Raw genomic sequence first — 23257 nt, forward strand, 5'->3', positions numbered from 1 at the left:
ATGCAGCCCGGTTAGCGGAGCAGTCCTCGCCGGCTTTCGGCCGGTGAAAGGAGTGCCGGGGTAGGGCACTCCTTTCCGGTACTTCCGCCGCCGATGTTACGGCTTGATCCCGATGAGTTTCCAGCCGCCATCCGGAGAGAGATTGGCTCTGCTGGACGTTCCTACGAAGAGCGTATCGTTCGATGGGATCATCGTTCGCACACCGGCGGTTTCCGGATGGCCGAAGCCGTCCACGGTCCATGCCTCCGCCTTGGAGTTCCCGTCGGGAAAGACCCAGAGATCGGCGCCGGGATCAGTACTCGAAATTCCCGCGAAGTCCGAATCCAGCGTGCCGACCCAGAGCCGTCCGTCGAAAACCGCCATGGTCCAGGTGTAGACATTGGTCGGAACGTCGAAGCCCGAAGCGCCGAAACGCGGCGTCGCTCCGCCCAGCCGGTTGTTCACCGTTTGCCAGGCATTGCCGTCGTATTTCGGTAATTGTGTTTCCCCGTACAGCAGTTCGATCTCGGGACTGCTCGCGAAATTGCGGCCACGGAAGATCGGGATGGCCCGCCACAGGTTCTTTCGGGTTTCTTCGGGATTTGCGGGCTCTCCGTAGGCATTCACGAACGTGTTGTAGACCGACCACGGCGGGTTCATATGGCCCCAATAGAGGTAACCGGCGAACGAGGCCAGGTCGCCCACGCCCTGGGTCGAAGCGATGAGGTCGTCGACTTCGTAGTTCGTGACTTCCCAAACCTTGGTCCAGAGACCGGCGTGGAAGACTCTCAGGCCCCCGGCCGGAATCGGGGGACTCATCCAGATACCGGCCGGCGGGTTGTCGGTATCGAAGAGGATGCCGACCGAGCTCGACATGGTCGAAGGCCGCCAGGTGGCGACGAACAGGCGTTCTTCGTGCACCGCCAGGTTGACCGCGTCATTGTCCACGATGCCTACCGTCGTGAAGCTGAACGGGTCGGCGCGAGTTCCCGACCAGCGCAGTATCTCGCCGCTTCCGACAAGCGTTTGGACGCCGGTATAGACGACGCCCTGCCACGGTACGAATTTGCGGATGTTGGCGTAGCGCGCAAAGCTCCTGGAGCCGAGGTACTCCTTGGTCTCGGCGTCGAAGGCGAACATATTGACGCTAACCCCGAGCCGCCCGGGACCCGCGAGTAGGATCACGCCGTTGGCCGCACCGGCCGCGCGCAAGCCGAGCGTCTGGTTGATGAGGGAATCGTTCGGCGTCACATTGGTCCGGGTCTTGGTTTCGGTGTCATAAATCCAGACCTGCGGCGTTCTCCAGTCGCCCAGGAATCCGCGCAGAGGCTCGGGGACGCCGGGGTATTGGCTCAGACCGCCTTCGAGGACGTTGATGAGCCTGCCGGAGGGGTCATAAGTCAATGCGCATTCCTGCGTTCCCCCGCCGACCGTCGATGCGATGCCGGCGATATTGGGTCCGGTTCCGATCCAGACGTTCTGATTCCATCGAGTCAGACCCCAGACATAAGCCTGATTTCGTTTGGGTAGGGTGTCGCTCGGGCAGGCGCCATTCGCCGACGCGGCGATATAAGGCATGCCGCAGCCGTTCCAGCACTCGTCCACCACGGCCTTGGCCAAAACGGTCGTGCTCTCTGCCTCGGCAACCGTAGCCGCCGATTGAAGAACAAGAAAAGTCACGGGAAAAATGACTCGCCAACAGCACTTGATCATGTCCTTACTCCTTGTTTGAAAGTGCATCATGCTGCCTTTGTCCGAGCAGCGGTCGCGTATCCTTGACGCGCCTTTGGAGCCTTTCCCGGTAGGCTCGAAGAAGCCTTCGTCGAGCTTAGGGCGGGCACTCGGCCGGGAAAAGCTTTCAGTGCCGGCTGCCGTCCTCGCGGATGGAATCGAGTTGTCGAAAGGGGATCGGTGCCGCACTGAATGCTTTAGTAAGCGAAACTCATGCCGGTTATGATTTGTTTTGTAATTTCAAGCGCTTGGTGAAGTCTTGCGGGCGTCCGTAAAATTTTCTGACATCCCGCCATTTGCGCAGGCATGGGCTATCGAACTGCTTTTTTCACGGAATTCGAGCCTCGGAACCCCCGGCAGGCCGCTGTTGTCACGCGTCCGAGCTATTGTGTTATTAAGGCAAATCAATGGCTTGTGTTTGCATGGCGAGGTATTCGTAAAATTTTCTGACACCGGACGCCAGCAGCCGGCGGAGCCGCAATCGAGAGTGCTTGCTTTCGCCGGCGAGGACCCTTCGGAAATCGCCGGTTTACGCGCGTCGAGCGTAAGCCGCGCCGCTCCTACGCCTAGGCCTAGGCCTATCCGCGGCGCTGCAGTACCCGTAACGCTCGATCACCCATCCCCAGCGGCGAGCGATCTTCTCGCTCAATTCCGGGGTCAACTCGTAGCGATTGGTACGGTAGTCATTCGTGTCTTTGAGGTACTGCTGCAATCCGGGAAGCATTCGCTCGAAGCCGCCCAATTGCAGTTTGTCGTAAATCATGCGGAGTTGGCCGACGGGATCCTGCACGAGGTCTTCGTATCGGAGTTCGTGGAAGCGGGAGGCATCGAGCAGCGGGCGTGCTTCCTCGAGCTTTTCGAACATGTGCAGGAAGTTTTCGAAAACGTAGTTTTCCAGGTCGTCGAATTTCGGTTCTTGTAAGCCTTCCGCTTTGTACAGGGATTTCCACAAGTGCATGGTGGAGAGAAACAGGGTGTACGGGTTGCGCACGATATGAACGAACTGCGCATCCGGAAACAGTTCGAGCAGAACCTTGATCCGGTAAGTGTGGGTCGGGGATTTCAGCAGGATGCGTTTGGGATCGCGCAGGGTGAGCTGTTTGAGAAACTTGATGAAACCGTCTTTCCAGCGCTTCAGTTCGTCCGGCGGTACAGCCTCCAAGTCGAAGTACTCCGGGTAGGGGTTGCGATTGGGGAAGGCGATCTTTTGGTAGGGGGATGGCAGTCCGAGATTGCATAACGCCAGCTCATCTTCCTGTGGACGCTCCCAGCCCATGGCCATGTTGTCGAACGGCCGCTGATCCGGCAACAAGGATCGGAACAAGAAACTGAGGCAGCGGGTGTCGAACCGTTCCGCCAGTAAAAAGCGGTTGGGGTTGAAGCACACGTAGGTGCTCGGGTAGGTGAAACGGTCGTCCAGGGCGAGCAGTTCGTGGAGCAATGTCGTGCCGGACCGCCAATGCCCGATGATGAATAGCGGTGCTTGCCCGATCTTCGTGTTGCGCACCCGGCGGCCCCAGATCAATTCCTGCAGGCCGTGGCTCAGGGTGCCGAGCGAAATCACGAAGGTCATCAATATAACCCGCGGAACCTGCCGAACGCCGATGGCAAACCGGTTGTGCGCCAGCATCTTCAGCCAACCGGAAAGACTCCCTCCGAGCCAGATTTTGGTAAACGCTTTCCTGGCGGTTTGTACCTTGTTATTCGAAATTTCTGCCGACGATTCCATTGGGCGGTTCCTCTGTCAGTAGCGATGGAAAATCACGAAAAGAGTGCCGGTTCTCGGGCTTGCTTGAAGCGCGAACGGTCCGCTTCGGCGCCGCGCTTCATTCGCGGGGGTGACCGGGCCCGGAAGCATTCCAACAGGAGAAAGCCCTGTCACGCTCACCCCATGCCTCTCCCGGCCGGAGAGAAAAATCGCTGCGTCCGGTTTGCGTTCTAATACCCATGACCGAAAACGATGCGGTTCAGCCGGGCCCGTGCCGCACATCTACCGGTCCAACCCGCAGCGATCGCGCTCGAACTCCGTCCTCGCGCAGGTGCCGACGAGCGGAAAGTACTCGCCCATGTGCGCGGCGATGGCGGCAGGGTCGGCCTTGGCGCCGGAATAATACAGCACGGCTTCGGTAAACGCGGGATTCGGCTGCATGTGGCGCAGTATCAGGGCCGGCAAGGAGCCGGCCGCGGGCAACCAGTTGGCGGCATTGGCGGGCCGGCTTTCCGGGGCGGAGACGGCGAACGTCACATAGCCGTCGTCATCGCGGATCACTTGGGCATCGTACAAGCAGCCGGCAGTCGACCATAAGCTCGCGGTATCATGCATGCACAGCGACCAATAGCGGAGCTGTTCGTTGCCGGAGATCTCGTCCGGAGTCCCGTCTCCGGTCTGGACGCCCTGAGTATCGGGGAAGGTCGGTGCCCGGAAGCGCATGACCGTCACTTCGTCGCGAGAGGGGTTCAAAAGCACCAGAAGATATCCGGTCTGAGCGTTGAAGAAAGTGCCTCGACCATTCGGATTCGGTGTCACTGCCCAGTAGAGCGCCCAATCGCTGTCGAACAGGGATGTGGAAGGCTGCGGGAAAGCCCCTGTCGCGGACGGACCGTCGATCACGTGCCGGCGCGGGTTTTCCTGCATGCCGTCGGAAAGCAATGGATTCTGCCCGTCGTCCGAAGACTCGGTGCCTTCCACCAATGCTATCACCGCTTCCTTCACGGTTTCCTGGATGCCGCGCATCTCCTCGCACATCTTTCGGATGTCTTCCTCGCTGGTTTTTTCGGGGTCATCGACGACGAAATAGAAATCCGGCCGAGGCACGCCGCCCAGCGCATCCGTACCGGGATCGGGGAGGTAGACGCGGTAGGCGACGGCATTGTATTCGGTCTCGCGTCCGTCGTAACGATAGCCTCCGTAAAGGATATTGGCCGGCCGCGACGGCCGGACTTCCGGTGGGATGTCCAGTAAATCGACGGTGTAGGCGCTGCCGGGCGAATACGGGGTGTCCGGCTGGAAGGGGTTTTGGCCTCGATCGGGGACGATATCGGTGTCCGCCAGCAGTGCCATCGAATTTCCGACGAAGTCATGATTCTGCCAGGACATATAGCGCGCTGCCGGAAATTCGCCGCGGAAGCGGAAGTGTCCGCCCGGCGGGTGGACCGGAATTCCCTGGATGAACCAGTACACGGCATTGCTTTCGATGGCCGGCGCCGTGCTGCTCTGTATCAGCCAGCCGGTGCATTCCGTCAGCGCGATCTCCTGCCCCTGGACCAGGACTCCCCGGGCCAGGCCTGCCTCGGGAACCAGGCCGATCAGGCCGCACCCCATTGCCGCTGATAGCATCATGAGCCCGCGAAGCAAATTTCTCATTCTTCACCTCCGTTTGAAGCCATTCGTCAACACAGATCCGTGGATGCGATCTTTTCGTATCGCATGCGCCTTCCGCCCGCACACCGTTACGGGTCCAGGCCGCAGCGGTCGCGCTCGAACTCCGCCCTGGTGCAGGTGGCGACCAGCGGGAAGAATTCGCCCATGTGCGCGGCGATGGCGGCAGGGTCGGTCTCGGTGCCGGCGAAATAGAGCAGTGCCTGGGCAAACGCCGGGTTGGGCTGCATCTGGCGTAGAATCACGGATGGAATGGTGTCGGTGGTGGGCAGCCAGTTGGTCGCATTGGCCGGCCGGCTTTCCGGATTGGAGAACGCGAATGTCACGCGGCCGTCGTTGTCGCGTCTAACCTGGGCATCATATAAGCAGCCCGTAGTCGATAGAAAGCTCGTCGTGTTTTGCATGCACAGCGACCAATAACGGAGCTGTTCGTTGCCGGAGATCTCGTCCGGAGTCCCGTCGCCGGTCTGGACGCCCTGGGTATCGGGAAAGGTCGGAGCGTTGAAACGCATGACCGTAACTTCATCCCGCGAAGGAGCCAGAAACACCTGGAGATACCCGGTTTGGGCATTGAAGTAGATGCCCTCTCCGTTCGGATTCGGTATCACGGCCCGATAGTTGGCCAATTCCTTGAAGTCGGACAGTGATGGCTGCGGGAAAGCGCCTTTTGCGGATGGGCCGTCGATCACGCGCCGGCCCGGGGGCTCCCGTTCGTCCAAAGACTCGGTGCTTTCGATGACGCGGGCAAGAAGCTGTTTCTCTGCCTCCTGGATTTTACGCATCTCCTCGCACATGGTTCGGATGTCTTCCTCACTGGTTTTTTCGGGGTCATCGACGACGAAATAGAAATCCGGCCGAGGCACGCCGCCCAGCGCATCCGTACCGGGATCGGGGAGGTAGACGCGGTAGGCGACGGCATTGTATTCGGTCTCGCGTCCATCGTAACGATAGCCTCCGTAAAGGATATTGGCCGGCCGCGACGGCCGGACTTCCGGTGGGATGTCCAGTAAATCGACGGTGTAGGCGCTGCCGGGCGAATACGGGGTGTCCGGCTGGAAGGGGTTTTGGCCTCGATCGGGGACGATATCGGTGTCCGCCAGCAGTGCCGTCGAATTGCCCAGGAGGTCGTGGTTCTGCCAGGACATATAGCGCGCTGCCGGAAATTCGCCACGGAAGCGGAAGTGTCCGCCCGGCGGATAGACCGGAATCCCCTGGATGAACCAGTACAAGGCATTGCTTTCGATAGCCGGCGCCGTGCTGCTCTCGAACAACCAGCCCGAACATTCCGTCAGCGCGATTTCCTGCCCCTGGACTAAAACTCCCCGGGCCAGGCCTGTCTCGGGAACCAGGCCGAGCAGGCCGCATCCCATTGCCCCTGATATCATCATCAACCTGCAGAGCGATTTCTCCATTGCTTACCTCCGTTAAGCCTATGGGCCAATCCTTGGCCAATCCTAGTTATTCCCCCCAAGCCGATCCGTGCATACGGTCTTTTCAAGCGAAGAGTCTCGTTTTCTGTCCGCCGACCGGCCGGAATCTCCAGCCGGAGTTTAGGAAACATCAAACGCAGGCGCGATGCGCTTCCTCAATCGCGCGGCGGCCGGGCACCCTTCCATAGGTGCCGTCGCGACGCCGTTCTCGCGCATCGATGCCGAGATGCTCCAGGATGGCGTCGGCCATCTGCTCGTCGCTGAACCGCGCAGCCATCATCCGGGTGTGTTCGGTCAGCTCCCGGTGCAGACTTCGGTCGGCGAGCAGGCGTTCGAGCTGCCGCGCCAAGTCCCCGCTGTCCCAGGTCCTGAACGTGAGTCCACCGGCTATTTCGCCGTCCTGCACCACTTCCGTGATGCCCCCGTAGTCGGGAACGATCACGGGCGTTCCGTGGCTCATCGCCTCGACCGCAACCAGGCCGAAAGGCTCCCGGCAGATGGACGGATACACGATGCACCGGCTGTGGGCGTAAAGCGCATCGCGAACCTCGGGTGAAATCGATCCCACATGATGGATGTCCAGGCGCAAATGATCGGCGATCCCGCTGATCGCATCCCGGTAGCATTTTCCTTTGGCCGTGGCGCCGCAAACGACCAGTTGCAAGGCGACCCCGCGGGCTTGAAGGAGCCTGGCCGCATAAAGGAGAAGGTCGATTCCTTTCTCGGTATCCTGGCGTCCGATGTATGAAACGATCGGCGTATGTTCCTTCAGCGCCGGGAATTCCGATTGGAGAATCGAGAACGGAGGCTTCTCGCTCCGCTCGGCCAGCTTTATGCCGTTATAGACGACGCTCATCCGTTCGGGGGCTAGATCCATATCCTCGCTGATGCGGTTCAGATAATCGCGGCTTACGACCACGGCGGGCCAGGGAGAACCTTGAACGACCTCTTTCAGCCGCTGCCGATATACGGCAAGCAGGCCGGCCTTGCGCGCGTAGCTGGCAAAATGCTCGTCTCCCTGAAAAGTCACCACATAATCGAAGGGTAGGGTGCTGTTTTTCTTGGCCGCCAGGGCGAGAGGGCAAATCGATGCGAAACTCATCATGAGGTGACTGACGTCGTCCAAAGCGATGAATTTGAGCAGGCGCTTCACCAGTACCGGGTCAGTCTCGGGCGTTTCGTGAAGGCAGCGTGTCAGGTTCTCCAAGAGCCTGTCGGCATAGCCGGGAATTCCCTGGGACACCCGAACTCGAGCGTGGAGCGGAAACAGAAAAAGAAGCGGCGCGATCACTCTGTCCAAGATTTCGGAAGGCCGCCGAAAGTGATAACGGGGGGCATAGCAGAGCATTCTCTGCTTGATACCGTCCGCCGCCAGTTCCGGCTTGCACTCCATCATCCAGTAGACCACGACCTTGAAACCGCGTCGATGCAGAGCGTTGGCGAGTATCAGGTCACGCACGGTGGATCCCACATAGGACCCGCTGCCGATCGTGACGAAGGCAAAAGTCGGTTGATCCGTCATAGCTTGTCCTCTTTGGCGCGTATTCCGACTCTTTCCGCTTCGGAAGGCATGCATCCATGCCGGCTCCGCGCATGTCCGAACACTTCGGAAACGGGACGGATACCGAAGCGGTGCAAGCCCGATCTCGACCGGAAGCGCCGGGGGAGCGCCTCCGATCGCCCGAATCAAAACGTGTATGCGGCGCCCACGAAGAACGAATAATTCAAGAAGCTGCCGAACTCGCTGCGGGTAGAGCCGGTAAAACCGTTGGCGATGACGTACAACAGCGTATGGTCGTTCGCTTCATACTCGAAGATGCCGATCAGACGATCGGACTGGTCGTTCAGGTTGTGGATCACGCGCAGGTTCACGTTGAGAACGTTCCAGATATCGGTCTCCGAATACTGGAACATCATGTAGTCCTGGCGAAACATGGGATCGCTGGCATCGATCTCGTCCCGGAAGAAACATTGTTCGATGCGGTCCTGGACGCAGCCGTTTTCATTATGGAAATATTCCAGGTTGATCGTCGGTCCGGCCTCGAAGGTGTACGAGGCGCCGCCCAGCAACTCGTAATCGCCGTAATCGCCGTGGGCGCCCTCGCCGTAGACGAGCAGCGCGTCGGTGACGTTCCAGCCGCCGAAAAAGCCGACCCGGTAGCCGGTGTGTTCCCGGTAGGAGGGGATGACGGAAAAGTATTTACCGTCCCCGGTCCAGTCGATCTTGAAGGCGTAAGTCGGTTCGAATTTCGTTCCTCGGGAACCGTCGGCGAATCCCGTCTGGTTGAGGCCGAAGCCCTGCTGGCGTCCCAGCCGGCCTTCATCGGTGTTGGCGATGAACGAGACTGCCCAGGTGGCGTTCGGAATCCACACGGCCCGCGCATAACCGAGTCCGGGCACCTCCACTCTCGGATTGTTCCGCCCGTTTTCCTTGTTGAACGGATTGGACGAAGACAGCAGTACCGAGGGTCCCCACTGGAGATTCTCGCGGCCGTAGGAGACGAACAATTCGTCCATGAGCCGGTAACGGGCGAACCATTCGTTGGTGTAAAACTGCGCGAGGCCATCTTCTTCGCCTTCGGGAAATCCCTCTTCCCAGCGTTGCCACAGGTAAATGAAGCGCTGTTTGATGCCCAGTTCCAGGCGCCGGAAATCCAGGTTGAGGTCCACGCGAGGGTTGATCGATGCCTGATAAGTGGGTATTTCCTGAAAGTTGTTGAAATTCAGGCGCGAATTCATTTCCGGTTCCTGGAAAACGCCGAAAGCCAGAACATTGATTCGGGAATAGAAGCCGCGCTTGATTTCGTCGAGGAGGGTGTCCGGCCGATCCGACAGTATGACCGGTTCGGTTTCCGCGGCGGCCGTTCCCGATATCACATTCATAAAAACGACAAGAGCCAATAGACCCCAAGCGATTCCATCGTTTTTTTTTCTCATTTCATGAACAGGTTCAGATTGAAGACGTAATCAGGAAGTGGTTTGAATTGAGGTTTGGTCAGGTTGAGATAAGTCACGTCCTCGCTCATCAGTTCGTCGTACAAGGTGATCTTGGAGATGAACGGGCGTTCCTTTCCGTCGATGCGCACGCGATTGCCGTACTCCATTTCGGCGAGCTTGAATTTCTTTCCCGATACCGTGAAATACTCCGCCTTCACTCCCACCAGGCGTTCCTTTGAGATCCAGTATTTGATCCGGTCGTAAGTGGTCTTGTCGTTCTTGCTGGTCAGGTCGAAAACATAGCATGCTTCGTCCCCGACGGTGTCGTCGGGCAGCTGGGCGGCCTCGTAGTCTTCGGCGTAATTGGTCGAGGCGATGTCGCCGTAGGCCGCGTTGCCCATCAGTTTCTGCCGCTGCGAAATGGGCACCGCCTTGCTCAGTCCCGGCTTGTAGAACCACATATTGTTGTTCGACATGAGCAGCTTGTTGCCCTTGTACTTCGGCGGCGCAAGGCTGATTCCGGAGATGTCGAAGCCGCGCGCCTTGATGTCGTAGTTCAGGGTGTCGGTGCGCCCGCTTTCGATGGATTCCACCACCACTTCCCAGGAAATCCCCTGGAGATTGCCCCGTGACTGATCGGCGGTTTTCAGTATGGTCTTGACGTCCGGCGAAGCCGCCAGAACCGATGCGGGCAAAAGACCGGCCAGAATTAAAAAGCTTCCGAGCAATAGTGTCGTTCTCATCGTTTTCTCCTTTAACCTGAAAACGGCGTGTGGATGCGTCCGAACGGCGACATGGATAACACATGTCACAGTCGGGATCCAGGGGCTTTTCTATATCCATTAAAGCGATCGGCCGCGTTTCCGGAATCAGGTATGTCCCAGCGCGCCGACGATCTGCATGCGCGCCGCGGTGCGTGCCGGCAGACTGGCCGCAACCAGGGAAAGCACGATCAGCAGCAGAATGCTGTACAGCATGTAATCGGGTACCAGGTAGACTTCCAGCGGTACCCGGCGGGTGATCTGGGGAGGAATCCAAGTGGGCTTCAAAAACGCGATTCCCGACCAGGTGATCAGGGTAAGGATCAGGCCCAGAACGGATCCCAGAATCCCCAGCAGCATGCTTTCGGCGGCGAACAGGCCGACGATGCCGCGGCGCTTGAACCCCAGGGCGCGCAGCGTGCCGATCTCGCGGGTTCTTTCCATGATCGCCATGCTGACCGTGTTGATCACGCTCATGACGACGATGGTGAACACGATCAGGAAGGTGAATAGGAAGATCACGTCGAACATTTGCTTGACCTTGGTGTAGAAGGTCGAAAGCTCGTTCCAGGTCTTGATCTCCAGCTTCAGGCCTTCGGCTGCCAATTCGTCGGCGAGGCGCGCGCGCATCGGCTCCGTCATCGCGTCGTCCTCCAGCAGCACGGTCAGGCGATCCACGCTGCCGGTGTCGTACAGGTTCTGGGCGAACTTCAGCGAAACCGACATGAGCTTGTCCTCCAGCGCCTCGACCGGGGAATCGAACAGCTGAAAGACCTGCGCATCCAGGGCATTGATCTGCCCCGATACGGTGGGCGCCATGGCGACCGCGTCGGAGCCCAAATCCAGCTTGAGCTGTTCCGCCAATCCGCGGGCCAGGCCGACGCCGTGCATGACCTCGTCCTCCAGCGGCTTGCCGTCGAACAGCTGGATTCTCCCCACCAACCCGCGGGCACGGCTATTGATGGAGCGTACGGCGGAAGGCACGCGGCCGGCGGCCATGAAGATCGTCGAAACCTTGCCGTTGCTGAGCAGGCCCGAAATGTGGAGTTGCGGCGCCACCACCACGATCTCGGGATGCCGGGCCAGCACCTTTTGAATGGTCGCGGCCTCGTCCTCGTCGATGAGATAGCGGGTCGGATCGAGTTTGCCTTCCTGGAGAAAACCGGTCTTGAAAAGGCTGAGGTGGCCGTTACCCTGGGCGTAGATGTAGGAATCCTTGAGGCTGGAAAAAATGTAGGCGGTGAAGCCGCCCAGGGTATTGACCGCCGCGAAGCCGAGGCCGATGGCGAGGATGGTGAACAACGACCGGCGCCGGTTGCGGAACAGGTTTCTGAGAGCGAGCTTGAGCCAGGTGATCATAAGCCCACCGTTCGGTCGAGTCGCATTAACGGCTGCTCCGGCGAGCGATCGTCGATGATCTCGCCGTCGCGCATCAGGATCTGGCGCTCCACGCGTTCCAGCAGGCGCTGATCGTGGGTGGAGAACACGAAGGTCGTGCCGTTATTGCTGTTGAGTCTGCGCATAAGCTCGGTAATCCTCAAGGCGTTTTCGGAATCCAGGTTGGCCGTGGGCTCGTCGGCGATCACCAGGGCCGGGTCGGTGACCAGTGCCCGCGCGATCGCGACGCGCTGCTGCTGTCCCCCGGACAGCTTGGCCGGGCGATGTGCCTCGTGTTCGCCGAGTCCGACTTCGGCCAGACGCTTGCGTGCCGCCCGCTTCGCCCGTCCCGTCGAAATACCGGCAATTTGTAGCGGCAGCATGACGTTTTCCAATGCCGAAAGTACCGGAATCAGGTTAAAGTTTTGAAACACGAAGCCGATTCCCCGGTTTCTCAGTTCGCTGCGCCGGTCATCCGACAGCGCGGTGACGTCCTGGCCGTCGAAACGCACGGTTCCCGAAGAACAGATATCGAGCAGCCCGATCAGATTGCACAGGGTGGATTTGCCGGAACCCGAGGGCCCCCAGACGGCCACGAATTCACCCCGTTGGATGGACAGGTTCACGGACTTGAGCGCCGTTATGCGGTTTTCGCCCAGGTAATAGATCTTTCCGACTTGATGCAACTCTACCAGCGGCTCCGAACCAGTCCTGCTCATGAGTGGATCCCTTTGTGTGTGGATGGGTTTCACGCGTGTCCCCCTCCCGTTTTCGTGATCGAAGAGCCGACATAGGCTATGACGAATTCTTCCCGGCGCACCGTCCGAACTGCGGCCGTTCGGCCGCTGTCCCGATGGAGGATGTGGATCAGACCGTTTTCGCCGATCGCCTGGACTTCGTAAGCCTTGGGCGAGCCGTTCATGCCGAGGCCGAGGAACTTGGCCGCCGCTTCCTTGGCGCACCAGATGCGCGTCGCCCATTCGTCGGAGTCCCCGCCCAGAATGCCGAACAGCGATCGCTCCGACTCGCCGGCCATGGTTTCCACGAAACTCGACTGGCGCGGGCGGATCGGTTCAATGTCCACGCCCACGGCTCCGGCATGAGCGATGGCGATGGCGCGGTTGTCGCTATGGCTGATGCTGATCTGAGGCAGCTGCGTCGCATCCGCGCTCGTCGCCACCTCGGGCCGGCCCTGCTCGCCGTTGCGAACGATCAGGGCGGCCGGGTGCAGCATCTCTTCCGTCCCGGACTGCCGGGCCAGCCAGTCGCGCACCGCATCCTTGGCGGCTATGCGTCCCAGCAGCCAATGCTTCTGGCCGGGCGTATTCGAACCCAGGTCCGTAAAGGCATGCATTTCGTCCAGATGGAGGCAGAAGCGCGCCAGCAGCCCGGTGTCGAAGCCGGCGATATCTTCGCTCGAAATCATGCGGCAGCTGGCGGAAGGCGGGAGCGACGGCAAGTCGAGCGCGTGGCTGAGCAAATAGCGGGTCGGCAGCCGGCGAAAATTCAATAAGCGCTTCTCCCAGCGAAACTTCCAGTCGGTCCAGTCCTTGATCCGCATCCAGACCGCGCCGGCGCCGTCCTGAATCTCGACGTCGGCGACCAGGAGCTTGCCTTCGTCGCGGGTGATTTCGATCAGTACCGGGCACTGTGTTCCCGGGGCCGGGGTCGGCCGGTACAGTTCGAGCTTGCCGATGCTGATGGGGAAAACGTAACGCTCCCGTTGCATGGCCCAAATCCCGATCAACTGTCCGACGGCGTCGAGCAATGCCGGTTCGGTCAGAAACTGGGGCTCGCGTATCGAGCGGAACATGATTTCGGGCGCCTTGACCAGCAATTCTCCGGCGGCGCCCCGGTCTCCCAGCACGATCCGGCCGACCAGACTTTGATAGACCGGCCCGTGGAACAAATGGCGATCCCGGTAGATTTCCTCGGTAGTCCGCGGATACAAATAGGCGTCGGCCAATTCCGTGAAGTGCAGCTCGAGATCGAGACGATAGTGGGGCGCGAACAGGACCCGGGCCTGGATCGCCGGGGCTGCGTGGTTCTCGACATGGATGGCGGCTGCGATATGGGCGGTGTTGCGTGCACCGTCCCATTGTTCGACCTGGGCCGTGATCCGCAGGCGCAGGCGATCGGTGTCGGCCAGCTCGATCCAGCGTGTGGCCTTGACTTCCTCGAAGCCGATCAGCCCATGTCCGGGCGCGAGGCAGGCGGCTGCCTCGGCCAGGATTTCGAGGCTGAGGGTCATGGGAACCACCGGCAGGCAGGCGAACAGCGGCTTGACGCCGGGGGCGTGGACGAAGGCGTGGTCCGCCAGATGCAAATCCTCGTCGAGGGTCAACCAGCGCTCCACGGCAATCGACTGGCCCGGCGCATGCTCGAGTATGCGCCCGATGAAAGGCAGTACGGGCTGGCCGCCCGGTTCCTCGTTCGGCGCGGCCCGTTCCGGTGCCGCCGAGGGCGGAGCGGGCGAGTCGCCCGGTCCGGCCGGCAAGGGTTCACCGGGCTCGAGTTCCCTCAGTGCTTCCACCTCGAAAACCCGCCCGATCAAGGGCAGAATTTCGTTTTCCGCTGCGCGGCTCGATAGTTCCTTCATCAGAGCACCTTGCTGGTCTGAAATCCCCCCTCGGGGGATAGGTTCTACACAACCGCGCGATACGCGGTTTTCCTTTTGGCAGTCTCTCCGTTCGCGAGGAGAACGGTTCGATCGCGAACGGTCGCTTGAGTCGCAGTTCTCACGCCGGCCGATCCTCGATCGGCTGCCGCGGACTCAAGCAGGATCAGATCTTCTCCAGGACGAGGCCGGTGATGGTGAGTCCCGGTCCGAAACCCAGACAGACCACGCGCCGCCCGCGGGGGATCGATTTTTCCTCCAGGATGGCTTTCAGGATATGCGGCACCGTCGCCGACGACATATTGCCGTTCTCGCGGAACACCTCCTTGCTGATCGCAACCTGATCCTCCCGCAGGCCCAGTTCGTCCTGGATGTGCTCCACGATTTTCGGCCCGCCCGGATGTATGGCGAAGGTCAGTTCGTCCTTTTGCGTCTGGAAATCGATGTCCAGCCTGCGCAGCAGGGAGTCGACGAAAGACCGGACATGCTTCTTGAGGACCACGGGCACCATGACGGACAAGGTCATGTGGAACTGGTGGGATCCCGGCACCCAGGTCATGTCCTCGGCCGAATCCGGCAGGAGATGCTCGTTGAACGCCAGGATCCGGAACCCCGGAAGCCTTTTTTCGCGCGCCACCGGTTCGGGATACATCGAGTAGCGGATGAAGCCGTCCGCGAACAAGGTCATGGTGATGATGTTCTCGGCGCGGAAGTCCTCGATATTGTGGTGGGTCGATAGCAATTCGGTATGGATGATGTCGACCCGCTCCTTGGGGGGCGTCACCGCGCATTGCGACGACGATAGAAAGCCGTGCGCCATCTTGATCGCGGGGAAGGCGCCGTAGCAGCCCATGTGATAGCTGTGAGTGACCGTGGTCCCGAACCACTCCTTGCTCGCCACCATGCGTTCCACCGGGCTGGGCGCCAGGTATCCGGAACAGGTGACGTGGATAACGTCGTCCGGCGCCTGGGCTCCGTCTTCGTACATCCGGCTCAGGCATCCGCCGACCACCTTGCCGTAGCTTTCGTGCCGTGACTTGAGATCGACGCCCCTGGGGTCGCTTTTATCCTTGAAAAGCTGCAGGTACTCGAATTCCGGCTCGGCCAGCGCAAACTCGCCGTCCGTGAAGCGGATATCGGTGAGGCGGGGAAAGAACACCAATTGCCGGCGCTTGATATGGTTCGGGGAAAGCGCGTATTTGTCGAATTTCTCTTTCACTTCCCTGTGAACTCGACGGAAGCCTTCCTTGTCGTTGATGCCGTTGTTCAGGCAATAGGCCTTGGCGAAACCGAAGGCCGACAGTTCGAGAGTGATGCGTTGCGGAACGGGCTTGGTCACCCTTACCGGCGTGAAATCCGCCAATACCGCGTTGTGTAGATTTGCCATTTCCATATGCTCCGTTAGCTCCTTGTCGGGTTCAGTAGGGAATTGGGTCGGGCGGCCGCTGGTGAATCATGCGACCGCCGGTTCCAGGTCGATTGAATCGATCGCGGGCCGCACGCTTTTGTCGCTCGGCGAGGAACGGCCGATTCCGGCAATGGCCTCCACGCTCGCGGTGATTACCAGCTCCGGCTCTTGCCGGTCGCGCCGCTCCAACACTTCCAGGCATTTCCGGACTCCGGTTTCCACCGGGATCGGGCGGATATTGCGGGAGGCATAGAGCTTGCGCAACTCGTCGTTGACCATGCCGGAGTCCCAGGGACCCCAGTTGATCGAAACCGTGTGCACGTTCGGCCATTCCACGGTCAGCCGGTCGGCCAGCTTGTTCAAGACCTCGTTGGCCGCGCTGTAATCGCATTGGCCCACGTTGCCGAACCGGCCGGCCACCGAGGAAAAGAACACCAGGAATTTCAGCTTCGCCGGGTCGAGCTTCCGGGCCAGGGTCAGCGCCGGAATGACCTTGGTGTCATAAACCGCGTCGAAGGATTCCGCCGTTTTGGCCCGGATCAGCTTGTCGTCGATGATGCCGGCACCGTGGAGCACGCCGTCGATTCGCCCCCAGCGCGCATAGACGTCTTCGATCATTCGACCGAAGGCGGCGGCATCGCGCACGTCCAAAGCGTGATAATCGACTTCGCCGCCGGCTTCCCTGAACGCAGCCAGGTTCGAGCGGATCTGCCGCTCCTTGAGGATGCGTCTGAGTACGGTTTCGACCTCGGCGGGTTTGACTTTGCCGCTCTCGCGCCTCATCTCGCCGATCAGGAATTGCCGCAGGGCATCCGGGTCGGCGATGTCGCGGGTGGTCGGCGATTCCGGCTCCGGCGTCGGACTGCGGCCCACCACGGCCAGCCGCAAGCGCCGATTTCGCGCCAGGCCTTTGAGGATGTCGGCAGTGATGCCGTAGGCTCCGCCCGTGACCAGAACGACGGCGCCGGGATCCAGCTCCAGTTCCGGCCGTATGGTGCCGGGGTCCTGGCGCTGCTGCAGATCGAGCCGCCAGCGCCCGTCGTTGTTGTAGCCAATCTCCAGGGTGGGATCGCCCGAGCGGAGTTCGGCCACGACCTTTTCGACCCGCTCGCGGGTCGAAAGGCCCGGATCGAGATCAATGCACTTGACCTTCAGATGCGGCCATTCGCGGTAGGCGCACTTGGCGACCCCGAGGACGCCGGCCGGTTCCGCCCGGAACAGCCGGGACCGTTTCAGGCCGAATTGTCCGTCCAGCGAAGTCAGATTGATCAGCCAACCGCCGCCGGGGGCTTCCTTGAAATTCTGTTCCAGCGCTTTCAGGCTCAGAAACAGCGCCCTCGCTTCCGGCAGCGGATCGTTCCCGGTACCTTCCGGCGTTTCCGCGCTCAACAGGTTGATCAGGCCGCCCAGCGGTTTGCCGGTGGCTTTGAGCTGCTCGGACAGGCCATCCAGGCCCCGGGTCGAAGACAGGTTCACTTCGAAAAGCTCGTCGTCCACGGCTCGGGTTTGCCGACCCGGAACCAGCAGCCGGGTGACATGGCCGAGTCCGTTCAGCGCCGCGCGCAGTGCCTCGCCGAGCTCGGAAGGATATCCCAGCAGCAGCATGATCGACGGCGTGGCCGGCGTGATCGCCGCGGTTCCTTGCAGCGGGGCGGGAACCGGCTTCAGAACGTAACAATCCACAGGGTCCGGTTGTTCCGCGTACGCCTTGGACTCCACCACCTCAACCGGCGAGATCGATGGTGGAGTCTGCGATTTTTTTGGCGAATCGGCGCCTCCTTCCGCTGGTTTCGGTTCCCGCAGCCGGTCGTACCAGGCGATGATTTCGTTCAGGGTCTTGAGGCCCGACAGTTCTTCCAGCACAGTCTCCTCGTCACGTCCCTCGAGAAGGTTGTGGTGGTCTTTCAGCGCGCTGAAGACCTCGATTCGCTTGATCGAATCGATACCCAGATCAGCCTCCATATGGGCGTTGAGATCGAGCATGTCTTCCGGGTAACCGGTGCGCTCGGATACCGAGCGGAGCAGGTCGGCCTTGAACTGCTCGGTGGGTGCCAGGGAACTGCCGCTGCCTGCCGGAGCCTTGGCCACGGCTTGCGGCGCGGGGCCGGTGCTGCCGTTGGGTTTGGTTGCTGCCGGGCCGCCGCTGCGGACGGCGGGCGTCGGGATTACGGAACGCGGGCGTTCCCCGGCCGCTTCGTACGGCGATCCGGTGCGCAGCTGTAGCGGCAAGACCGGTGCCGGTGGCACGCTGTTCAGGACTGCTCCGCCGGAGGCGGCCGCGGTGGCGACCGCTTGGGGCTCCGCCGCTGAGGCTTCCATCGAGGCAGCCGTCCACTGTTCCGCCGAACCGGGCGCGTTCGCCAGGTTGGCGTGCAGAAAATCGAGGAAGGAGCATAAGGTTCTTTGCTGTTCGCGCTGCAGATCGATCAGTTGCGCCACACAGTTTTGAATCAACGAGAATCTGGGGTCCGGCGCCGTTGGGCCCGCGCCCGTGGGCGGCCCCATCCCGGGCTTCGCGGAGTTGGATGCTTCTGGGTTCATCACGGAATACCTCCTTGTGTTGCTTGGAAAATCTTGGACCAGTGCCAAAGGTGGGCGCGTGCTCGTACCCTGAGCCGCCGCCCCTTCGCTGGAAACCGCCGAGGGCTTCGTTGCCGTCGGCAAGGGTACGACATTCTTCGACGTTTCCGCGGGCTCGCGCCAGGGCACCGCCCGGCCGCCGTTGACGCGCCAGATCAAGGGCCCGGGATTGGCTTTCGCCCGAGCCCGGGCGAACAATTCCGCGGTCGGAAGGCCTTTCAGGCCGCGGCGTTTGAACCAGGCTTCGAAGCGAACCGGAACGCCCAGTGCAAACAATTGCGTCAGAACATGCGAGAGTTGCAGCCAGCCGGCCCGCCCCGGTGCGTCGAGACCCAGGGCGGTGTGCGGCCGGTCGGCCAGGATACGGTCGACGAGACCGCTCAGCACCAGACCTGGACCGATCTCCAGAAAAATCCGGGCGCCCGCATCGTAGAGGCGGTTGACTTCGTCCACGAAGCGCACCGGCTCGGCCAGATGGCGGGCGAGCAGGGCACGGATTTCGGCGGGGCCGTGCGGATAACGATCCGCCGTCGTATTGCTGAAGATCGGGAACTCAGGAGGTCGGAATTCGATCTTGGACAACTCCGCGGCGAGCAGGGTGCTCGCATCGGCCATCGCGGAGCAATGGAAGGCCCCTCTGACCGCCAGCTTGGTTGTACGCAAAGAGGCCTTGGCGAATACCGCCAGCGCCGCGTCCATGGCATCGGCCGGGCCGGCGACGATGGTCTGGTCGGGCGCGTTCAGATTGGCGACGCTCACGGCCAGCCCGTGCTCGGCGATCAAGGCTTCGACCCGTGCGCCGTCGGCGTCCACGGCGGCCATCGTGCCGCGAGAGTTCTGTCCTGCTTCGGCGGCAATGCGTCCGCGAATTTCCGAGAGCCGGATCAGATCATCGCGATCGAGCGCGCCGGCGGCGCAGAGGGCGACATATTCGCCGTAGCTGTGGCCCGCCGCGAAAGCGGGGCGAATGCCATAGGCCTCGAGTATTTCGAATGCCGCGAGCTCCACGGCGCCGAGCGCCGGCTGGGCGATCTGCGTTGCGTTCAGGGCGCTTTGCTGCTTTTCCCGTTCCTCGTCACTGAACGCAGGCAGCGGATAGATGAACCGGGACAGCGGCTGGGGCAGTCGCTCCGCCAAAAGAACATCGGCCCGCTCGAAGACGCGGTGCAGCTCGGGCAGAGTCGCGACCAGATCGCGCAGCATGTTGATCTTTTGCGATCCCTGGCCCGGGAAGACGAAGCACAGGGCACCCGCCGCGGCGTCCGATTCCCGGTAGTAGACGCCTTGCGGGTACCTGATCTCGGTTTTGGTGCCATCACGCAAGTCGCGCAGAACCCAGTCGAGCTTCTGCTTGAGATCGGCGACCGAGGTGGCGATCAGGGCCAGTCGGCTGGCGGGGAGGCTGTCGCCGTCTCGTGCCTGACGCTGCTCCGTTTGCAGTGAATACGCCAGTTGCGCGAGATCGAGATGCTCCGGATATTCGAGACCCTGCTGCAGGCGCTCCACCGCCTGAACGATGTGGGAACGAGTCGGTCCAAAAAAGAGGAAGGGCTCGGCATCCCGGGGACTGAGATCGATCGCATCGGCGTCCCGGTAGTCGCCGCCGTACTCTTCCAGTACGGCATGGAAGTTGGTGCCGCCGAAACCGAAGGCGCTTACTCCGCAACGGCGCGGATGTGCGTCGTCGCGAGCGAACCACGGCCGCGTTTCGGTATTGATATAAAAGGGACTATGGGTGAAATCGACGCGCGAATTCGGCGTTTCGACACCGAGGGTCGGTGGCAGAACGCGGTGTTTGAGAGCCAGGGCGGCCTTGATCATTCCCGCGAAACCGGCGCTGACCTTGGTATGCCCTATCATCGATTTCACCGAGCCGACGGCGCAGGATTGGGGGGCCGGATTGCATTCGCCGAAGGCGGTGTTGATGGACTCGATCTCCGACTTGTCGCCGACTGCGGTACCGGTGCCGTGCGCCTCGATCAAGCCCACCGTCGACGGATCCACCCCGGCATCCTCATAGGCGCGGCGCAATGCCCGTACCTGGCCTTGCGGATGAGGCGCGGTCAGGCTGCGATTGCGCCCGTCGCTGGACGCGCCGATGCCCTTGATGACCGCATAGATTCGATCGCCGTCGCGTTCGGCCTCGCTCAGGCGTTTGAGCACCAATGCCGCGACCCCTTCGCCGATCGCGATGCCGTCGGCATTGTCGTCGAACGGCCGGCAGCGTCCGCGGGGCGAAAGCGCGTGGGTCTGGGCGAAAGCCATGAAGGCCACGGCGTTGTTGGTGCCGTCGATGGAACCCACCAGCGCCACGTCCGCGTCGCCGTTCCGAAGCTGCTTGATGGCCACGTCCAGCGCCGCGAGCGAAGAGGCGCAGGCGGCGTCGACCGCGAAATTGGTGCCCCCGAGATCCAGCCGGTTGGCCACCCGTCCCGCCACCACGTTACCGAGGAAGCCCGGGAACGAGTCCTCGGTCCAGTTGGGAAGCGCGTGCTCGTAAAGGGTTTGCATGATGTGCTTCCGGGTCGTCTCGGACAAGCCGGGAACCTTGGGAAGGTAATGAGCGAGCAGGGTGCGGAAGATATAGATCGTACCGAGGTCGTTCATGCCTCCGGAAGCGAAGATCGCCGAGGTTCGCTCCCTCGGAAAAGGGCGGCGGTCGAGCCCGGCGTCCTCGAGGGCGCGCTTCGCCACGTCCAGGGCCAGGAGCTGCATCGGCTCGATGGAGCGCAGGGAAGCCGGTGGAATACCGAAGACCGTGGGGTCGAACGGCACATCGTCGAGGAAGCCGCCCCATTTCGAGTAGATCTTGTCCGGCGTTCCCCGCTTGGGATCGAAGAAATCCGCCGGGCGCCAACGATCGTCGCTGACCTCCCGAATGGTGTCCACCCGCCGCAGGATGTTCTGCCAGTAACTGCGCACGTCGCTCGCTCCGGGGAGCAGGCAGGCCATGCCGATGATGGCGATGTCCTCCCGGTTCGCCGGCCGTGTCCAGCGTTTCGGCTCCGGTTTCGGCGAGGCGCCCGCAAGCAGTTCCTGGCTCCCGGCCGAGACCGCGGCGTGAAGCTGGGCGACGGTCAGCGTGTTGTTTCTCAGTCGTGCAACTTCGCCGAGCATGTACATGCCTTCGCGTCGCTGGGTCTGGACATTGACCTTGACATAGCGGTCGCCGTCGTCCGCAAGCGCGGGCTGGTTCTTGTGAGCGATGCCTTTGGATGCGATGCGCAAGCGGCCGATGTTGAGCAGTTCCAGAACCTTCAAAGTGCGTTCTTCGGATTCCAGGGCCATTTGCAGTTCGCGCCGGGTTCGGTTGAATTCGTCGCAGAACTCGGTCTTGGCGCAACGGGTATAGACGCCCACGCCGGATTGGAGCAAGGCGGTTTCCCGACAGGCGACCGCCTGGGCCTGGAATTCGTTCACGATCGCTCCGGTACGCACGATTTCTTCGGTGAAGAGGTAGGCCGTACCCATGACGACGCCGATGCTCATGCCGCGGGCGGTGAGCGGGGCCGCCAAGACCGAAAGCATGGCGGCCGACAGTTCGTCGTGTATACCGCCGGCGAACAGTACCTGAACCGACTCGGGATCTTCCAATTGGGCGGCGGCCAGGACTTCGATGGCCGACTCCCACAGGATGAAGCTGGTGCGTGGACCGGTGTGCCCGCCGCATTCGCTGCCTTCGAAAATGAACTTGCGGGCGCCTTCCTTGATGAAACTGCTGAGCAGTCCCGGTGAAGGCACGTGCAGATAGGTGGTGATCGAGAGGGTTTCCAGTTCGCGCGCCTGGCTCGGCCTTCCGCCGGCGATGATGGCGAAGGGCGGCTTGATTTCGCGGATCACGTCGAGCTGTTCCTGGCGCAGTTCGAGCGGCATGAAGCCGAGCAATCCCACGCCCCATGGCAGATCCCCCATGATCGCCCGAGTGCTGCTCAGAAGGGATTCTACTTGCGGCTTGCGCATGACCGACAGGGCAAGAAAGGGCAGGCCTCCGGCCTCGGCTACCGCTTTCGCGAACGGGGCGGTGTCGCTGACTCTCGTCATCGGGCCCTGAACGATGGGAAACCGGGTGCCATGCTTGCGTGCCAAAGGCGAGTCGGCGGACAAGGCCTTGTCCGAGGCCGCCTGCTCGATGGTCGAATCCATGCCCGCTTTCATGGCGGTGAGAATGTGCCCCACGGTGCCGAAGCGCCGGGCCAGCGGAGCGGCGAATGCAATATCCTGGCCGAGCGGCAGCGGGGCATCATCGTTTTCCGCCAGGCGCTGCGCCAGCAGGTCCCGCCAGGGTTCACCCCGGATCACCCGCTGCTCCAGCTCTTGCAGTTTGTCCCGTCCGGACCTCGCGAACAGCCGAAACGGCGCTTCGTCCTGTGCCAGCAGAACCGTTTCGCTGCCGTCCAGCTGGCTCCACATGCCGCGCAGACTTGAATGCGCGAGAGGGCTTTCTTCGGTTAGCCACAACTGTTCGCACAAGACCACGCCGTTCGCGCCGGCCAGCATGGCAGCAGCAGCGCTTCGCAGCCCGATGCCGCCTTGAATCCAGTAGGGGATGCTCAGGCGTCCCTTGAGTTCCTGTAACAGTATGAAAGAGGAGTGGCGGCTGACCGAGCCGCCCGCTTCATGCCCTTTGATGATCAGCCCGTCGCAGCCCGCGGCGATCGCGGCCTGGGCGGACTCGAAATCATGCACCTCGACGAAAATCCGGCGGGCGACGGATTTGACGCGCTTGCGCAGCGCGGTCAATTCGGCGGGTGCCGGTCCGGCAAGAATGAGGATGGGGACTTGGTATGGAAGACGTGCGGAAAGCTGCCTGAGGTCCCTGGCTTCCGATCCCAGCATGTCCCAGCGAACCCCCCATCGCGCTGATTCGGGTGCCGCGGACGCCAGGCGGTCGAGTGCTGACGACAATGCATCGGGCCGATCGCGATAACCTAGATCCAGAACCCCGATTCCGCCGGCTTTTACCGCCGCGATGGCAATTTGCGGATCAAGATGATGTGCCGGCGTGAGAGCAATAAGTGTTTCCATCCGTTCACCTCCCGTGTGATGGATCCTTTCCTT

The 23257-nt window shown here is 61.5% G+C and carries 12 protein-coding genes; all 12 read right to left on the reverse strand.

Annotated features, from left to right (window positions below):
* Nucleotides 1-96: 96 nt before the first annotated feature.
* The 12 genes from sS8_RS20150 to sS8_RS20205 all read right to left on the reverse strand — a co-directional run bounded on the left by sS8_RS20150 (nucleotide 97) and on the right by sS8_RS20205 (nucleotide 23224).
* Nucleotides 97-1692 carry a hypothetical protein gene (locus sS8_RS20150; RefSeq protein WP_119631329.1) on the reverse strand — a complete coding sequence of 532 codons (1596 nt, stop codon included), beginning with the start codon at nucleotides 1690-1692 and terminating at the stop codon, nucleotides 97-99.
* A gap of 547 nt (nucleotides 1693-2239) precedes the next feature.
* Nucleotides 2240-3439 (reverse strand): sulfotransferase family protein, encoded by a 1200-nt coding sequence (locus sS8_RS20155; protein ID WP_119631330.1) that lies wholly within the window; start codon nucleotides 3437-3439, stop codon nucleotides 2240-2242.
* A 261-nt stretch (nucleotides 3440-3700) separates the two neighbouring features.
* On the reverse strand, nucleotides 3701-5074 hold the full coding sequence (locus tag sS8_RS20160; RefSeq protein ID WP_145986626.1) for a hypothetical protein: 1374 nt from the start codon (nucleotides 5072-5074) through the stop codon (nucleotides 3701-3703).
* Between the two features lie 86 nt (nucleotides 5075-5160).
* The gene (locus sS8_RS20165) at nucleotides 5161-6501 is read right to left on the reverse strand and encodes a hypothetical protein (protein WP_145986627.1); all 1341 of its coding nucleotides are present in this window, start codon (nucleotides 6499-6501) and stop codon (nucleotides 5161-5163) included.
* 148 nt (nucleotides 6502-6649) lie between these two features.
* Nucleotides 6650-8041, reverse strand: coding sequence for a glycosyltransferase family 4 protein (locus sS8_RS20170; RefSeq protein ID WP_119631333.1), 1392 nt, complete (start codon nucleotides 8039-8041; stop codon nucleotides 6650-6652).
* A gap of 164 nt (nucleotides 8042-8205) precedes the next feature.
* Nucleotides 8206-9456 (reverse strand): hypothetical protein, encoded by a 1251-nt coding sequence (locus sS8_RS20175; protein WP_119631334.1) that lies wholly within the window; start codon nucleotides 9454-9456, stop codon nucleotides 8206-8208.
* Complete coding sequence (locus tag sS8_RS20180) at nucleotides 9453-10199, reverse strand: outer membrane lipoprotein-sorting protein (protein WP_119631335.1); 747 nt, start codon at nucleotides 10197-10199, stop codon at nucleotides 9453-9455. Before sS8_RS20180 ends, sS8_RS20175 begins: the two co-directional genes overlap by 4 nt.
* 126 nt (nucleotides 10200-10325) lie before the next feature.
* Nucleotides 10326-11576 (reverse strand): ABC transporter permease, encoded by a 1251-nt coding sequence (locus tag sS8_RS20185; RefSeq protein WP_119631336.1) that lies wholly within the window; start codon nucleotides 11574-11576, stop codon nucleotides 10326-10328.
* Complete coding sequence (locus sS8_RS20190; RefSeq protein WP_119631337.1) at nucleotides 11573-12313, reverse strand: ABC transporter ATP-binding protein; 741 nt, start codon at nucleotides 12311-12313, stop codon at nucleotides 11573-11575. The genes sS8_RS20185 and sS8_RS20190 overlap by 4 nt, the downstream gene beginning before the upstream one ends.
* 29 nt (nucleotides 12314-12342) lie before the next feature.
* A complete protein-coding gene (locus tag sS8_RS20195) occupies nucleotides 12343-14193 on the reverse strand; it encodes a 4'-phosphopantetheinyl transferase superfamily protein (RefSeq protein ID WP_119631338.1) in 1851 nt (616 codons plus the stop codon).
* A gap of 184 nt (nucleotides 14194-14377) precedes the next feature.
* Nucleotides 14378-15598: a 3-oxoacyl-[acyl-carrier-protein] synthase III C-terminal domain-containing protein gene (locus sS8_RS20200; protein ID WP_119632911.1), complete on the reverse strand. Its 1221-nt coding sequence runs from the start codon at nucleotides 15596-15598 to the stop codon at nucleotides 14378-14380.
* A gap of 66 nt (nucleotides 15599-15664) precedes the next feature.
* Nucleotides 15665-23224, reverse strand: coding sequence for a type I polyketide synthase (locus sS8_RS20205; protein ID WP_119631339.1), 7560 nt, complete (start codon nucleotides 23222-23224; stop codon nucleotides 15665-15667).
* Nucleotides 23225-23257: the final 33 nt, after the last annotated feature.

It is taken from the genome of Methylocaldum marinum (assembly GCF_003584645.1).
In the GTDB taxonomy this organism is placed as follows: domain Bacteria; phylum Pseudomonadota; class Gammaproteobacteria; order Methylococcales; family Methylococcaceae; genus Methylocaldum; species Methylocaldum marinum.